At 49.0% G+C, this 16,281-nt stretch carries 16 protein-coding genes; 9 read left to right on the forward strand and 7 right to left on the reverse strand.

From position 1 onward, the window contains the following. Positions 1-34: 34 nt before the first annotated feature. The 4 genes from IQE94_RS17625 to IQE94_RS17640 all read left to right on the forward strand — a co-directional run bounded on the left by IQE94_RS17625 (position 35) and on the right by IQE94_RS17640 (position 4,394). Entirely contained in the window at positions 35-1,039 is a 1,005-nt protein-coding gene (locus tag IQE94_RS17625) for a DnaJ C-terminal domain-containing protein (RefSeq protein WP_212719073.1), read from the forward strand. A gap of 18 nt (positions 1,040-1,057) precedes the next feature. Continuing rightward, positions 1,058-1,720 (forward strand): class I SAM-dependent methyltransferase, encoded by a 663-nt coding sequence (locus IQE94_RS17630; protein ID WP_223342434.1) that lies wholly within the window; start codon positions 1,058-1,060, stop codon positions 1,718-1,720. Between the two features lie 269 nt (positions 1,721-1,989). Further along, on the forward strand, positions 1,990-3,660 hold the full coding sequence (locus IQE94_RS17635) for a SulP family inorganic anion transporter (RefSeq protein WP_223342435.1): 1,671 nt from the start codon (positions 1,990-1,992) through the stop codon (positions 3,658-3,660). Between the two features lie 116 nt (positions 3,661-3,776). Beyond that, the gene (locus tag IQE94_RS17640) at positions 3,777-4,394 is read left to right on the forward strand and encodes a potassium channel family protein (protein WP_223342436.1); all 618 of its coding nucleotides are present in this window, start codon (positions 3,777-3,779) and stop codon (positions 4,392-4,394) included. A gap of 277 nt (positions 4,395-4,671) precedes the next feature. On the opposite strand, the gene IQE94_RS17645 is transcribed toward IQE94_RS17640, so the two are convergent. After that, a complete protein-coding gene (locus IQE94_RS17645) occupies positions 4,672-5,670 on the reverse strand; it encodes an ABC transporter ATP-binding protein (protein WP_223342437.1) in 999 nt (332 codons plus the stop codon). 337 nt (positions 5,671-6,007) lie between these two features. Here IQE94_RS17645 and hisB point away from each other — a divergent pair, with 337 nt between their 5' ends. Beyond that, on the forward strand, positions 6,008-6,640 hold the full coding sequence (gene hisB, locus IQE94_RS17650; RefSeq protein WP_212719057.1) for an imidazoleglycerol-phosphate dehydratase HisB: 633 nt from the start codon (positions 6,008-6,010) through the stop codon (positions 6,638-6,640). 17 nt (positions 6,641-6,657) lie between these two features. On the opposite strand, the gene IQE94_RS17655 is transcribed toward hisB, so the two are convergent. From IQE94_RS17655 to IQE94_RS17675, 5 genes are all read right to left on the reverse strand, one after another. After that, on the reverse strand, positions 6,658-7,269 hold the full coding sequence (locus tag IQE94_RS17655) for a Uma2 family endonuclease (RefSeq protein ID WP_223342438.1): 612 nt from the start codon (positions 7,267-7,269) through the stop codon (positions 6,658-6,660). A 51-nt stretch (positions 7,270-7,320) separates the two neighbouring features. Continuing rightward, positions 7,321-8,523 (reverse strand): bifunctional 2-polyprenyl-6-hydroxyphenol methylase/3-demethylubiquinol 3-O-methyltransferase UbiG, encoded by a 1,203-nt coding sequence (locus tag IQE94_RS17660; RefSeq protein ID WP_223342439.1) that lies wholly within the window; start codon positions 8,521-8,523, stop codon positions 7,321-7,323. Between the two features lie 119 nt (positions 8,524-8,642). After that, positions 8,643-8,945, reverse strand: a complete 303-nt coding sequence (locus tag IQE94_RS17665) for a circadian clock KaiB family protein (protein WP_212719048.1) — start codon at positions 8,943-8,945, stop codon at positions 8,643-8,645. A gap of 182 nt (positions 8,946-9,127) precedes the next feature. Next, positions 9,128-10,027 (reverse strand): response regulator, encoded by a 900-nt coding sequence (locus IQE94_RS17670; RefSeq protein WP_212719045.1) that lies wholly within the window; start codon positions 10,025-10,027, stop codon positions 9,128-9,130. A 292-nt stretch (positions 10,028-10,319) separates the two neighbouring features. After that, the gene (locus IQE94_RS17675) at positions 10,320-11,057 is read right to left on the reverse strand and encodes a DevA family ABC transporter ATP-binding protein (protein ID WP_212721873.1); all 738 of its coding nucleotides are present in this window, start codon (positions 11,055-11,057) and stop codon (positions 10,320-10,322) included. Positions 11,058-11,194: 137 nt separating this feature from the next. Here IQE94_RS17675 and cobW point away from each other — a divergent pair, with 137 nt between their 5' ends. The 4 genes from cobW (at position 11,195) to IQE94_RS17695 (ending at position 15,019) form a co-directional block, all read left to right on the forward strand. Beyond that, on the forward strand, positions 11,195-12,253 hold the full coding sequence (gene cobW, locus IQE94_RS17680; protein WP_223342440.1) for a cobalamin biosynthesis protein CobW: 1,059 nt from the start codon (positions 11,195-11,197) through the stop codon (positions 12,251-12,253). A gap of 62 nt (positions 12,254-12,315) precedes the next feature. Continuing rightward, complete coding sequence (locus IQE94_RS17685) at positions 12,316-13,347, forward strand: Ycf66 family protein (RefSeq protein WP_223342441.1); 1,032 nt, start codon at positions 12,316-12,318, stop codon at positions 13,345-13,347. A gap of 9 nt (positions 13,348-13,356) precedes the next feature. After that, positions 13,357-13,929, forward strand: coding sequence for a biopolymer transporter Tol (locus IQE94_RS17690; protein WP_223342442.1), 573 nt, complete (start codon positions 13,357-13,359; stop codon positions 13,927-13,929). A gap of 121 nt (positions 13,930-14,050) precedes the next feature. Beyond that, positions 14,051-15,019 carry a protochlorophyllide reductase gene (locus tag IQE94_RS17695; protein WP_212719023.1) on the forward strand — a complete coding sequence of 323 codons (969 nt, stop codon included), beginning with the start codon at positions 14,051-14,053 and terminating at the stop codon, positions 15,017-15,019. Between the two features lie 59 nt (positions 15,020-15,078). On the opposite strand, the gene IQE94_RS17700 is transcribed toward IQE94_RS17695, so the two are convergent. Next, positions 15,079-16,236: a lipase gene (locus IQE94_RS17700; RefSeq protein WP_223342443.1), complete on the reverse strand. Its 1,158-nt coding sequence runs from the start codon at positions 16,234-16,236 to the stop codon at positions 15,079-15,081. Between the last annotated feature and the right edge of the window lie 45 nt (positions 16,237-16,281).

A 16,281-nucleotide genomic window follows, 5' to 3' on the forward strand; every position in this document is an offset into this window, starting at 1 on the left:
GGCGGCAGTTTCAGGTCACAGGAGGGACACTTGTATGGCATCAACGGATTTCAAGGACTATTACCAAATTTTAGGAGTGGGCAAAACCGCTTCAGAAGCTGACATTAAAAAGCAGTTCCGTAAATTGGCATTGAAATATCATCCTGACAAAAATCCTGGGGATAAGGCGGCGGAGGAAAGGTTTAAGGAAATTAGCGAAGCCTATGAGGTGCTTTCTGACCCGGAAAAACGCAAAAAATATGATCAATTTGGTCGCTATTGGCAACAAGCCGGAGCGGCGGGGCAACCCGGTGGAGGTTATGGCCCAGGGAATCCCGGCGTGGGGGTTGATTTTGGTGGCTTTGACTTCAGCCAGTACGGTAATTTTGACGAATTTATCAATGAGCTATTAGGGCGGTTCAATACCCCCGGTGGCGGTCCTAGAACCTCCTACGGTTATTCCACCGGCGGCCCTGGTTTCAATGATTTTGGTGGTTTTGGCAATGCCCAGGCCCCCGCTGGCGATCGGGAAGCAACTCTACAGTTAACCCTGGCGGAAGCTTTTCGGGGGGTGGAAAAACGCCTCAACCTGGGGGATGAAATGGTCACCGTGCGCATTCCTGCTGGAGCGAAAAATGGTAGTCGAGTGCGGGTCAAAGGTAAGGGCATGGCTAGCTCCTACGGCCAAAGGGGAGATCTATACCTTAATCTGCAGCTGACCTCCCATCCCTTTTTCCAATTCGAAGGGGATAACCTGGTCTGTGAATTGGCGATCGCCCCCGATGAAGCAGTATTAGGGGCCGACATTGATGTGCCCACTCCCGACGGCATGGTGCGGATGAAAGTACCGGCCGGGGTTAAATCTGGCCAATCCCTACGGTTAAAGGGTAAAGGTTGGCCCAACCCCAAACAGGGGCGGGGTGACCAGTTGGTGCGTTTAATCATCACTGCTCCCCAAAACCTTAGCGCCATTGAACGAGAGTGCTACGAAAAGATCCGGGCCCAACGGACAGAAAATCCCCGCCAGACGGTGGAAAAGTACGCCAATTTATTGGCCTAAAATTCAACAAAATATTCCATGGGCAAAGGTATCACCGGTTTTGATCCCAGTCTTTACTCCTATCTGCAAAGCATTAGTGCAGAGGAATCCTTGTCTCTAGCTCAGTTACGGCGGGAAACGGCCCATTTACCCGGATCTCAGATGCAAATTAGCCCAGAGCAAGCCCAATTCCTTGCTTTGTTGGTCAGCTTAACTGAGGCAAAACTGGTACTAGAAATTGGCGTCTTTCGGGGTTACAGTACTTTGGCTATGGCCTTACAACTTCCCCCCGACGGTCGAATTATTGCCTGTGACCAAGACCCCAACGCCACGGCGATCGCCAAAGAGTATTGGCAGAGGGCGAGGATGGCAGAAAAAATTGATTTAAGATTGGGGCCAGCGTTGGCAACGTTGGAGCAGTTGGCTGAGATCAGGCCGTTGCCCCAATGTGACCTGATTTTTATCGATGCCGATAAACGGAACTACCCCCATTACTACGAAGCTGGTTTAAAACTACTGCGGCCTGGGGGATTGATCGTTATTGATAATGTGCTTTGGCACGGAAAAGTGGCCGAAGTTGATCTCCAGGAACCCCAAACCCAGGTTTTGCAAAAATTTAATAGTGATCTAGCTCAGGACGCACGGGTACGGATTAGTGTGATTCCCTTGGGGGACGGCATGACGTTGGCGGTTAAAAAATAGCGACAATCCAATTGCCAATTACTTGAATTTGGAAAGTGTTTACAAAATCCCAGATTGCCCCAAGCTTGGGAAGAAATGAGATACAAGTTCTCCAGTCTTGCGGGAGTTTTAGGGAGCAACGAAAACTTTGCCTACAGACTCTCGGAAATTGAGCCATAGGGAGTATCGACAGTTCCTGTCCGGAAATGCTGATGGTTGCGGGTTCCAGATTTATAACCCTGGTCTATGCTGACGATTAGCAATCTTGATGCAATTCCCCTTCCTTTTCCATGGCTACTACCCTCCCTTCCCCTGCCCGTTTTGTCCATGGGCTTCGTTTTGATAATCTCCGGGGGGACATTTTCGGCGGTATCACAGCGGCGATCGTTGCCCTTCCCCTGGCCTTGGCCTTTGGGGTTGCTTCGGGGGCTGGCCCCATTGCGGGACTATATGGCGCCATTTGCACGGGATTTTTTGCCGCCCTTTGTGGGGGAACTCCGGCTCAGATTACCGGCCCCACGGGCCCCATGACAGTGGTAATGGCCTCCACCTTTGCCAATTTAACTGCCAGCAATCCAGAAAATGGTTGGGCCATGGCTCTCACGGTGGTGATGTTTGGCGGCATTTTCCAAGTGCTTTTGGGGCTATTTGGTTTGGGAAAATATATTACCTTTATGCCCTACACTGTCATTTCTGGTTTTATGTCTGGCATTGGGGTAATCATCATCATTTTGCAAATTGCTCCCCTATTGGGACAACAAACTGCCCCTGGGGTAGTGCGTTCCCTCGAAGCTCTTCCCACCTATGTCAATGATGTTAATTTTGCCGCCGTTAGTTTGGGCTTAATTGCCTTGGCGATCGTCTTTTTCTCTCCGCCCCGTGTTAACCGGATTTTGCCCGCTCCCCTGATCGCCCTGGTGGTGGGAACGGTGATTTCGATCATTTTTTTCGGGGATGTATCCCTGCCCCGCATTGGGCAAATTCCTTCTGGTTTGCCCAGTCTCCATCTGCCCTATCTCAGTTGGGGAAGCTTAAAACAAATGTTGCTTTACAGCATCATGTTGGCCATTTTGGGTTCCCTAGACTCTCTATTAACCTCCCTAGTGGCGGATAACATCAGCCGCAGTCATCACGATTCTGACCGGGAACTAATAGGCCAGGGCATTGGCAATTTTGTTTCTGGTTTATGCGGTGGCTTGCCGGGGGCCGGGGCCACCATGCGGACAGTAATCAATATTAATTCCGGTGGCAAAACTCCCATTGCCGGCATGATCCATGCGCTGATTTTGTTAATTATTGTCCTCAAAGCGGGACAGTTGACGGAACCCATTCCCCATGCAGTCTTAGCCGGCATCCTGATCAAAGTGGGCATTGACATTGTTGATTGGAGTTTCCTCAAGCGGGCCCACCAACTTTCCACTAAAGGGGCGGGGTTAATGTATCTGGTGTTGGGATTAACCGTGTTTGTGGATTTGATTACGGCGGTGGCGGTGGGGGTCTTTGTGGCCAATCTGTTCACAGTGAAAAATTTGACCGATATCCAACTTCAATCCATTAAAAGCGTTACTCGGGGAGATGGAGAAGACTGGCTGTCGGAAGAGGAACAACAAATTTTGCGGGAAGCCAATGGCCGTATTTTTATGTTTCATCTCAGTGGCCCCATGAGCTTTGGAGCAGCTAAGTCCATTGCTCGCCGGCTCTCCATTGTGGAAAATTACGATGTACTCATCCTCGATTTGGCCACGGTGCCCCGCCTTGGCATCACTGCCCTACTGGCGATCGAAACCATGCTCAAAGATGCATTGACCAAGCAACGAGAAGTGTTTTTGGTGGGGGCCAAGGGCCAAGTCCAGGCTCGCCTGCAAAGGTTACCAGTATTGGCACAACTATCTCCCCATCATCGCTTGGAAAATCGTTTACTAGCTTTACAAATGGCCGCCGCCTGTATCAATGTTGATTAGGATCTTAATGGCCATTGGTCTGGTGATTTATGTTTGGCAAATATCGACAAAAAAATCTTGATAACTGGCATTACCGCAATCTTTTTTGGTCAATTGTTTTATTACTGCTTTTTACCATGTTTGTGAAAACGCGAATAGGAGGAGTTATTACTTCCGTCCTGTTCACGGTGACCATTCTGGTAATGGTAAAAAATATGCCCATTAGCTCTCTTTGGAAAACCTTTCTACGGGGACTAGTGGCGATCACCTTAGTCTGTGATTTGTTAACTTTGTTGATTAGTGACCCAACCATTTCCCAAAGACTCTTTACCTGGGCCGATATAGTCTATGCAGTGTTCTTCGGAGCGGCGGTAATTACCATTAGCCAACAATTAAATAAGGCTCAGAAAGTTGACCAAAATGTTTTGCTGGGGGCGATCAGCGTTTATTTACTCCTCGGAGTCTTTTGGTTTTTACTCTATCGAATCTCCTATATTATCTCCCCTACTAATTTTAGTGAATTGCAAAGTGATGGGGTTAATAATTTTATCTTGCTCTATTTCAGTTTTACGACCTTGACCACCCTGGGCTACGGCGATATTACTCCCACAGATTCCGTTGCCATGGGGCTGTCCAACATGGAAGCTATTGTCGGTCAAATGTACTCAGTAATTTTCGTCGCCCGCCTGGTTAGCCTCTACACCACTGACCTCAATCGCCACAGCCAATCCCAAAAGGAAAAAGAGCCCGACTAGGGTCCCCTGCGAGAAAATTGATCCCTTGGCACAATGGTAGAAACAACACCTAGCCCGAACAGTAACACTTAACTTATTTCATGGTTGTCTCCGCCACCGATCATTCAGACAGAACCACATCCCAAGCTGGCGATCGCCAAGGCTCATCATCTTCCTCGTCGGAATCAGAACCAATCCTTTGTCCCCATTGTCGCCGCACGGCCAGTAATGGCATTAAATGCAAGGGAATTTGCGTTGCCGATAGCGATTATTGAGCATTTTCTGAATTTTCATTGTTTTATGCTTGATTTTCTAGCTTTTCCTGGGGCGATTCTGCGGCCGTTTCTTCGTCCACCACTTCGCTGGTAATCAGATTTAAAAACACATCTTCCAAGGTGGGGCGTAGCCGTTGCATTGCGTACAAGTCCCAACCCTGGGTAACGATCGCCTGGGCTAATTGTTGCCCCAGTTCCTCCGGTTGATTACTCCGCACCAAAATTTGCTGACGTTCCTGCTGTTGGGGATGGGTTTTAATCTCCACCTCTTCCACACCGGGCAAGGACTGTAAACAATGGGCGATCGCCGTTTCCTCTGCCCCAGCTACTTCCAACTGATAACTGAGATTACCTTTTAAATCTGCTAGTAAATTGCCCGGGGTATTGGTGGCCACTACTCGCCCTTGGTTGATGATGGTTACCCGGTCACAGGTCATGCTTACTTCCGGCAAAATATGGGTGGAAAGGATAATGGTGTGGTCCTCTGCCAAACTTTTGATTAAGTTACGCACTTCAATAATTTGCTTGGGGTCTAGCCCCACCGTGGGTTCATCCAAAATGATCACCGCTGGATCATGGACAATGGCCTGGGCAATGCCCACCCGTTGCTTAAAGCCCTTGGACAGCTTGCGAATTAGAACTTTGCGTTTTTCCGTCAACTGGCACCGTTCCATGGCCCAGGTCACCCGCTGCCGGCGATCGCCTGGTTTAACTCCCTTAATGCTAGCCACAAAACCCAAAAAGCTTTCCACGGTCATGTCCCCATAGAGGGGAGGATTTTCCGGTAGATAACCAATGCGTTTCCGCACCGCCAAGGATTGTTCATGGACATCAAACCCCGCCACCCGCACTGTCCCGGTGGTGGCCGGAATATAGCCAGCCAAAATCCGCATAGTGGTGGTTTTCCCTGCGCCATTAGGGCCCAAAAAACCGAGAATTTCACCTTTTTGCACCGAAAAGTCCACATCTTGGATGGCGGTGGTGGACCCATAAACTTTGCTGAGATGTTCAACCTCAATCATGGCGGGGGAAATTAGTGAGTAAACAATCTGGGCATATTATCGCCTGTTCTCGGTCAGACCCCAAGTGAGGTGGGTCAACCCTGTCTCTGGCTTTAGATTTGCCTGCTTTTTCAATAGTCCCTTGGCAAGGTCTTGATTAATTCCATAAATCGACTCGCTAAAGCAATCGCAATTTCGGGAGACTGTTCTCTAGATTTCCTCCCAAAATAGAGGGAGCGGGGAAGCTTCTAAAACACTCTCTAAATTCTGGCAATCTTCTCTTTACCCTTAAAATAGACTAAGGCTGTTTTGCCAAAAGCCATTGCGACTCGATTTCACCAATATTTCATCTTTCCCCATGCCGGAGTCTTCCACCTCTTCCCTGCTTGTGCCTAATTTCTCTCCTCGCTCAGCGGCGGTGCATCGAGTCACCAAGGAAACCGATGTGCGGGTGAGTTTGAATTTAATGGGTAGTGGTTTATGCCATGTGGCCACGGGAGTTCCGTTCTTAGATCATATGTTGCACCAGATTGCTTCCCACGGTTTGATTGACCTGGAAGTGAATGCCACTGGGGATATTGAAATTGATGACCACCACACCAACGAAGATGTCGGCATTACCCTGGGTCAGGCTTTAGCAGAAGCCCTTGGCGATCGCCGGGGAATTAATCGCTTTGGTCATTTCATTGCCCCTTTGGATGAAGCATTGGTACAGGTAACGTTAGACTTTTCCGGCCGGCCCCACCTCAGCTATGGTTTGCAGATTCCCACGGAACGGGTGGGCACCTATGACACCCAATTGGTACGGGAATTTTTCGTGGCTGTAGTGAACCACAGTCAGATGACTCTGCATATCCGCCAGTTGGACGGTATTAATTCCCATCACATAATCGAAGCCACCTTTAAAGCCTTTGCCCGGGCCATGCGCATGGCGATCGAAGTTGACCCCCGCCGGGCCGATACTATTCCCAGTTCCAAAGGGGTTTTGTAAACAGAATTTTACCTCCGTTAACTAGGGAAAATTCTTTGCAGAGATAGGGTAAATCCTGGCAAAACAGTTTCCCCTGATAGATGGCTGGGATTTTCTAAAACTTCCACAGCTTGACCGGAACGATAAATTTCCACCCGTTTAGTTTGGGGATCAATCAGCCAACCCAACTGAGCGCCGTTTTCCATATACTCCTGCATCTTTTCCTGCAGTTTCTTAAGACTGTCGGTTCGGGAACGTAATTCCACCACAAAATCTGGACAAAGGGGCGCAAATCCCTCCTGTTCTTTTTGGCTCAGTGCCTGCCAGCGTTCCTTAGCTATCCACGATGCACCCGGCGATCGATTAGCGCCATTGGGAAGTTCAAAGCCTGTAGAGGAATCAAAAACTTCACCCATATCTGGGTTGGCTTCTCCCCATGCCCCAAGTTGAGTAATGATTTTGGCATTACGATTACCTGAATCACTACCAGTGGGAGGATTCACAATTAATATTCCCGTTGCTGTACGTTCAAGCCTTAAATCACGATTTTCCGCCGCTAAAACGGCAAATTGTGCTGGTGTAACCTGCAAGGCCAGTTCTTCGGGGATATTCAACGGCAGTGACTTGGGATGATCAACGACCTGAACCATGGCAATTTCCTCTGTGCAACCAGGGGGACTTTTCAATTTTAGTCCTTAGCATTAACTGAGGGTGAGTAATTGCCGAGTTTGGAGGCTCCGCACCAATGCCAAGTTGATGGATTGATCGCCTAGGTCAGTCAGAATTTTTTCCACATTTGCTTGAGTTTCTGTCTGGGCTTCCACTGCTTGAAGAAACTTAAATTCCTCTTCGGTTAACTCTAACGGCTGATAGTTATAGTCAAATAAACTGCGGCTGGGCCAACCAGTAACACAGGGATGGAGATTGGGGATGGCTTGCAGTAGGGTTTGATCGTCCGACCAGTCACTAATTTGTATGGGGGGTTTAGCCAAGAAAAATTCGTAATGGGTAATTTCGGGATCTAATAATTCAATGAGGCGATACCGTTCCTTTTCGCCTAAATCTTTGGCCCGGGCCATTAAATCCGGCGCTTTACCCAACAGGCGATCGAGTTGCCAATAGTCGGGGTTGGAAAAGCCTAGAAATTCTAGTCTAGCCGAGTCGATTAATTCAAACAAAGTATTAATGTTGTAGTCAGTTTCCTGGGGATGGACATACATATCTGCAAAGGATTCGTCCCGATGATTTTCCAGAGACCAACGCTCTTTTTCCCTTTTCACTAAACGGTTATATTCCGGCAAACTAGCAAAAATTTGTCGACCTACTGCTACTCCATCCTGGTAGTCGCCCCGTTTTTCCCCCTGTAAAATGGAGATCGCCCTTTGCATGAGCTGGATTTCCCAACGGCCGATTTCAGCGTAAACAAAAATGTGGAATAAACCACCGGGAGCTAATTTTTCCGCTAGAGCTTGGATGCCTGCAATGGGGTCAGGGAGATGGTGCAACACCCCCACGGAGTTAATGTAGTCAAATTGTCCTGGTATGCTGGCGGCATTTTCGAGGGGTAACTGCTGAAAACTCACTCGGTCACGCCACACGCCGGATTTTTGTAACCTTTCCTGGGCAACCTGCAACGCCCCTTCGCTAATGTCAATGGCGTGGATTGTCGCTTCGGGGTTAAGGTGAACTAAATATTCCGTTCCCACCCCAGTACCACAGCCGGCATCGAGAATACGAATTTTTTGGTTAGATGGCCGTCGCCCCAAACAGAAATTGTGCACCGCAGTCCATTGCCAGCGCCAGTTATAACCCGGGGGTGGTTCCTGTAACAGCGGTTCCGGGGGAAAAGGATAGGTATTGTAGAGGGCCTGGACAGCTTGGCGTTGGTGGGAATTGGGCAACATGGAGGGGTAGATCAGAAAAAAACTTGAGCTTTGGCGATCGCCAGAGGAATGTGAGGCAAAATTTTCGCCCTAGTTTCTAATAATCACCTAATATTGACCCACCGCCTAGGGGATAGCCCTCAATCCTCCGGGAAATGGACGTGCAAACCTTCGGGCACAATGTCTAACCCCAGCAAAACTTTTTCCGTATTGGACATATCACCGATAATCCGTTGCAGAGGAGGGGGCAATTGTTTGATCAGGGTGGGGGTGACCATGATTTTTTCCTCTTCCGCCCGTTGGGGTTGCTCCAATACATCGATGATTTCAACATTGTACTGATCACCTAAATCTTCTTGACAAATGCGGTAAATATTGGCGATCGCCTGCTGAGAACGCACCGAATTACCCGTAATATAAAGTCTTAAGACAATCCTATTCATATTCGTCGTTGATAGTAAATAAAGCCAATGCTAAAATCCAACTAAATAAACCTGGGGTGAATAACTTAAACTCAAGGGAACTTAAAGGGAAGGAAACCATCAATCAACAGATTAATATTTTAGTTAAAATAAAATATATCAGGTTGATCAAGTAACCCACTAATTGAGTAGATATCATCACCTCAAGAACCATCTTTGGGAGGGAGCTGTGGTGAAATGCGGGAGGAAATATTCAAATTATTTAAGCTGACATAGTACTTGCGGTAAAAGCCAGCTAAATACCCCATTAATTCTAATACTATCAATCTGCCTTCGACGGCATAGGCTTGGGATTTAACCACATTAATATTGTGATTTTTTTCCTTGAGGGTCGTGGTGTGGATTTCGATAATATCTCTGGGGCTGGCTTTCATAAAACCTAGGCGATCAGCTAAATTTCTCAAGCGACCAGACAGATTATGGTCTATCCTAAAGGCCCTTTGATCCAACGCTAACTCTAACAACTGTCCATAGGATTGTTTCAATTCTTCAAACAATTCTGGAAAGGAGTCTTTGATGGTATCGGAGCCAAATATCCGGGCGGTGACGCTGGTGGTGGAGCTAATTAGGGTTTCCAGGTCGCGGTATTCTTTCTGTTGGCTGGCTAAGTTCCGTTGATTTTCACTCTTGCGGCGATAAATATTTCTTTCTAAAACCGATAGCAATTCATAATAAAGCAAATAGCTGTCTAGGTTTTTGAGTCGTAAATAGCCATCGGCCCCGTGCTGAAAAGCTTGAATAACTAAATGCTCATCTTCACTTTGGCTATAGGCAATGATGGATTGGTCGGGAAAAATTATACGGGCTTTAATTAGAGTATCAATTCCTTGAATTTCCGATAAAAATAGATCTAATAAAACAATGGCAAATTCCCGGTCTTGGCAAACTTCCACCGCCCCAGCCAAATTCGACACCGCTGTGATTTGCACTGGCAGACGGGCCGCCAAAGGGGACATAGTCGACGAACCCAGATAATTCTCAACCATTGTCGCTGTGGCCGAATCGTCTTCAATCAGTAAAATTTGGTAGGGATTCTGGGTCATGCAATCACTGCTAAGTTCCAAGGCGAGGGGTTCATTGGTCAGTTCAGTTTAATTATCTTGTTTTGCCTCCCCAAGGGTTGCCTGGTAACGTCCCTGTGCCTAAAGTTTTGAGGAAAATTAAAGCAAAACTAAAACCTGGTAAATAGGCTTTTACTAATCCTAAATACAACGGTTACGGTGTCTGAGTGGCACAGCAAACTCTTTACTGTATCTCTATGATTTGATTTGAGTATTTAGCTGTGTTCATTATATTGAGCTTCTAGCTGAGTTTTTAGGGTTGGTTAATTAATCTTCACTCCCCTGGGTCGGCACAAAGTTGCCCATCTTCAAGTTGAATAATCCGGTCCGCCACGTCCAAAATGCGGTTGTCGTGGGTAACAATCAAAATAGTAGACCCCTGTTCCCGGGCTAGCTTTCGCATTAACTCGACCACGTCATGGCCCGATTTACTGTCTAAGGCCGCCGTTGGTTCATCGGCCAAAATCATTTTGGGATGGGAAACCAAAGCCCTGGCGATCGCCACCCGTTGTTTTTGTCCACCGGAAAGGTTGTGGGGATGGTAGTTGACGTGCTCTCCTAGGCCCACTGCTTCCAGCATAGCAATGGACAATTCCTTTGCCTGATGGTCATTGTATCGGGGGTGTAGTTCGATGGCCATCTGCACATTTTGCCTAGCAGTGAGGGATTCCAGCAAATTATGGGCCTGGAAAATATAACCAATGTGACGGCGGATCTGGACTAACTCGTGTTTTTTTGCGCCGTTTAACTCCTGACCAAACACCCGCAAACTACCGCTCTGGGCTGACCGCAATCCCCCCATGAGGGTCAACAATGTGGTTTTTCCCGAACCGGAGGGCCCCTTGAGGATCACCACTTCCCCTTCCTCAAGTCGGAGATTGATATCAAATAAAATCTGTTTGCGTAGGTTGCCAGTACCGTAGAAGTGACTGAGATTTTCCATAGCCACCACTGGTTCCGTTGGCGCCGTTGCTACTGGATCGCTGGAGGGAGAGGAAAGGAGCATTGCCATGGGCACAATCTTAGTGGGGGAAAAATCTTTATCCATCATGACCGTTCCTTGGGGGGAAAACCACCGCTAAACTTAAATACTCCCTTGGATAGCCACCATTTAATTTTCACAAATTTTCACAAATTTTCACAAAATCTATGCACAAAATCCCCGTTACCGTGGTCACTGGCTTCCTTGGCTCTGGCAAAACTACCCTGGTTAGGAACCTATTACAAAATAACCAAGGACGACGCATTGCCGTATTGGTCAACGAGTTTGGGGAAGTGGGCATTGATGGAGATATTCTCCGCAGTTGCCAAATGTGTGACGAAGACGGTAATCAGATCTCTTCTTCAAGCAATGAAGCCCCTAAAATTGTCGAATTGGCCAATGGCTGCCTGTGTTGCACCGTGCAGGAAGAATTTTTGCCCACCATGCAGGCTTTATTGGAGCGGCGAGAGGAAATTGATTGCATTGTGGTGGAGACTTCTGGTTTAGCCCTGCCCAAACCCCTAATTCAAGCTTTTCGTTGGCCAGAAATTCGCACTGGAGCCACGGTGGATGGGGTAATTACCGTGGTGGATGGGGAGGCCCTGGCTAGGGGAGCCATGGTGGGAGACTTGGATGCATTGGAAGCGCAACGGCAGGCCGATGATAGCCTCGACCATGAAACTCCCATCGAAGAACTGTTTGAAGATCAGTTGGCCTGTGCGGATATGGTGCTGTTAACCAAAACCGATTTATTGGCGGATGCGGATCAACAACGGTTGGAAAGTTGGTTGGGCGACCAGTTACCCACAGGAGTGAAGGTGGTGCCCTGTCACCAAGGGCAAATTAGCCCAGAAATACTTCTCGGTTTTAATGCGGCGGTGGAAGACAACCTCCATAGTCGCCCCAGTCACCATGACCACGAGGAAGATCACGACCACGACGAGGACATTAATGCGGTCTATGTGGCCTTAGACCGAGAGTTTGACCCCAAGCAATTGGTCAAAGGTTTAGCCGATTTAGTGGAAAACCATGAGATTTATCGCATCAAGGGTTTTGTTGCCGTGCCCCAAAAGAATATGCGCCTGGTGCTGCAAGGGGTGGGGCCAAGGTTTGATTATTTCTACGATCGCCTTTGGACAGAGACAGATAAACGGCAAACCCGTTTAGTGGTAATTGGCCAGGCTCTGGAATCGGAAAAGATCAAAATGGCGATCGCCAATATCTAGGCCCCTTCGGCCATTAACAGAATCAGCTACCATGGAGCAGAGAAACATTAGCTTTCAGGGTAATGGTAAATTTCGGGCTCAATTCAGCTAGCATCCTTGGTATTTTTCTCGCAGTGGCCGGGGCGGGGCTCTATTTTCTGCGCTCCGTACGGCCGGAGGTGTCCCGGGATTACGACATCTTTTTTTCTGCTGTGGGCCTACTGTGCGGGCTAATTCTACTGTTCCAAGGTTGGCGACTTGATCCGATTTTACAGTTTGGGCAATTATTGCTCAGTGGCTCCACCGTGTTTTTTGCCGCTGAAACTATCCGTTTACGGGGCATCACCACCGAACAGGCCAGGCGCAGTGCCCCCTACGCAGACGATCGCCGGGTGAGTAAAACTAGGGTCTATACCGAAGCAGAATTAGACCAATTGGAACCAGAGGATGAACCTGTTGCCCGTAACAATCGTCGCCTAAGGGGTTATGACGATGATGCCCGCAGTGGCCGTCCCGATGGCTATGGAGAAGCGGAAGCTAGGGCCAGGCCCCGTCCCCCTAGTGGTCGCAGTGCTCCCCCTCCCAATACCAAGCCAATCCGTTCCCGTCCTCCCGCTGGCCGCAGTGCCCCCCAGCGCCCCGCCCCTGGTTACAGCGATAACTACGGTTATGAAGATGAAGATGATTACTCTGGTTGGGATAGTGGTGCCAATGACGTTTGGGATGATCCTACCCCCAGCCGTCGTCCCTCAAGCCGTCGCCCCCGCCCAGAAGCGAGCAATCCCCCCAATCCCCCCCGTCGTCCCAGTAACCGCCGTCCCCGTCCCACTACTGGTCCGAGCAGTGATTATGATTCCTTTGGCGATCGCCCAGAGAGGAATGCCCCCCGCAATGCCCGCCCCTACGAAGATGAACCCCCGGCGGCCTATGTGGACTACCAACCCATTGATGAAGCTGATTTAACTCCCCGCCCCACCACTCCCGAGGACTCTGCCGATAGGAACCAGGAACAGAGTCGCAGTGGTAATCCCCGCAGTCAAGGCCCTAGTCGCTCCCCCGTTGATGGCGAAGAGCCCCCCATCGGAGCTGATGACCAAGAACGGTTTGATTATTAGTTTTTCCCAGTGAACAGGGTGAGAATTTGGGGTAGTTTAGGGCGGACTCCATGGTTATGGTCGGCAATAATACTAGTCCCCCTAGCGCTCAGTGGTTGTAATAACGTCAGGCGATCGCCATTGGACCAGAGCTTAAATAGCCGCTTCAATGACGAACAGCCCAGCCTCAGTGGTGATGGCCGCTGGTTGGCCCTAGTTTCTAACCGCAACGGCACCAGGGAAATTTTGGTCTATGACCTGCGCAACAATCAATTGGTCAACCTACCGGGATTGAACCAAGCCAACACCATTGCCGAAAGCCCCAGCCTGAGTCGCACCGGCCGTTACCTAGTCTATTTGTCCAGCATCCAAGGGCGGCCCGACATTGCCCTTTATGATCGCTTCACCAAAAAAACTGACCTATTAACCCTCAACTATCGCCAATGGGTCAGAAATCCCAAGATTAGTCCCGACGGGCGCTACATCGTTTTTGAAACCGCAAAACGGGGACAATGGGACATCGAAATTCTCGACCGGGGCCCGCAAATTGAATTGGACATTGCCGAGGGTACCCCTGTGGAAAATCCCCCCGCTGCCCCATGATTAACCATGGACAAAACTGAATTTTGCTTAAAGCTCCTTCACAAAAGGGGCTTCAACATTATGCGATTCTAAAGAGTGGCGAAGTTTAACCACTAACAATTAATTAAAAATTTATAAATCTATGGAACAGCCGATGAAACCAACGGTGATCATCACCGGAGCCTCCTCCGGGGTGGGACTATATGGCGCTAAAGCGTTAATTGATCAGGGCTGGCATGTCATCATGGCCTGCCGCAATTTGGACAAAACTCAGAAAGTTGCCGACGAGTTGGGTTTTCCTAAAAATTCTTACACCATTATTAAACTAGATTTGGGCTATTTAGACAGTGTGCGGCGATTTGTGAGCCAGTTTCGAGAATTGGGGCGTCCTCTCAAAGCTTTAATTTGTAATGCGGCAGTTTACTTCCCTTTATTAGATGATCCCCTCTGGTCAGCGGATGACTATGAATTATCCGTCGCCACCAATCACCTGGGACATTTCTTGCTTTGCAATCTCTTGCTCGAAGACCTGAAAGCTTGTTCCGACGAAGATAAACGCCTAATTATCTTGGGTACCGTCACCGCCAACAGCAAAGAGCTTGGGGGCAAAATTCCCATCCCCGCTCCACCGGATCTGGGCAACTTTGAAGGGTTTGAAGCGGGCTTTAAAAAACCCATTGCCATGATTAATAATAAAAAATTCAAATCGGGCAAAGCGTACAAGGATAGTAAGCTCTGTAATATGCTCACCACCAGGGAATTACACCGTCGCTTCCACCAAGAAACAGGCATTATTTTTAACTCCCTTTACCCTGGTTGTGTGGCCGATACTCCCCTCTTCCGCAACCACTATTCCCTATTCCGGACTATTTTTCCCTGGTTCCAAAAAAATGTCACCAAAGGCTATGTCAGCCAAGAATTAGCAGGGGAACGGGTCGCCATGGTGGTGGCAGATGACAAATTTAAAGAGTCCGGGGTGCATTGGAGTTGGGGCAACCGCCAACAAGCCGGGCGGGAAGCTTTTGTGCAGGAACTTTCCGAACAGGGTAGCGATGCCCAAAAAGCCCAGCGCATGTGGGATTTAAGCGAAAAGTTAGTGGGTATGACTTAGTTTTTTAGTTCCCCCTACAAACCCAGCATTGGGGGTCAGGGGGACAATTCAAAAAAGGATCAAACGGCGGCGATGGGATAATCCCTAGACTGGTCCGTTTCCACTTCCCGATGCACTGCGCTTTGGTAGGTGTCCACCACATGGTTGGGTAAAATGTCTTGCCCTTGGTTTAGGAAACTCCAACTCTGGCCCACATGGACGTAGGTGCCCAGTCCCGTGGTGGGGGGCAGGAGGGGAATTACGTCCGCTAGATTAACAATGCGGTAACTGTTAGGCACTTGGCGAGAATGGAGCTGGGCAAAGGTTATATCCCCAACCCTAGGGCAAGCGTAGCTATAAAGTTGGATTTGAGGCCGTAAATTAGGCAGGTTAACGGCCAAATCTAGGGCTGCCAGCACCGCCAGGGAAGCGCCCAAACTATGGCCAGTGACGTAACAGGGCACAGTCGGGTCTAATTGTCGGGCAATTTCCCTAGGAATGGGACTGACAATACGCAGATAATTTTCGATAAAGCCTTGGTGAATTTTGCCGAAATGTTGCCCTGATTGGGGATCGGTGAAGGAAATTTGCTGGGCCCGGAGATTGTTAACCCATTCCATGGTGGTTTGGGTGCCCCGGAACACAATTAAATTGTGCCGGGGAGAACTGAGCACAAAACCGAGGTAAACGGGGATTTCTTGGGTGACTTTAACCACTTGACGAATGGTTTCCCCTAGGGAGTCCTCTGCTTGGTCCCAGGTTTTATCTAGGGGATCGCCGGTGTTATCCAGGGGAATTTGGACGGCAACGGATTCGGAAATCTTGGCTTCCTTGCCTCGAAACGAAGTAATTTGCTTATATTCGTCCAAATCGGAGCTGTAGGCCGGTAATTGTCGGATATTGCCGTCGTAGCTGGGGATGGTTTTCCCCGTTAGGTATTGTTGGGTGGCGATTTTACTGCAACGGATCAGTAGTCGGGAAATTTGGCGATCGTAGGGCAGGATAGGGGGAGTAAGCCTCACACTCTTGATAATCTCCTCGCCCCGGTAGATTTTTTCCGCATCAGCTTCAAAGGCGGCACTTAACATACTGGTGCGGTCGGTGTTGCTGGCCTGGGCCCGGGCCAGTTCCTCCAACTGTTGCTGTTTTTGTCGATGGCGCTCCTCCTGGCCTATGGTGAATGCTCCCCCCAGGGCTGCTCCCCCCAGTAATAGTCTTCGGCGGTTAAAGATGCCCATGGTTTACGCTTCCCTGAGTCAGTCAGGCTGGATTGGTCCAAGATT

This window comes from Synechocystis sp. PCC 7339 (assembly GCF_019924095.1).
Classification (GTDB): Bacteria; Cyanobacteriota; Cyanobacteriia; order Cyanobacteriales; family Microcystaceae; genus Synechocystis.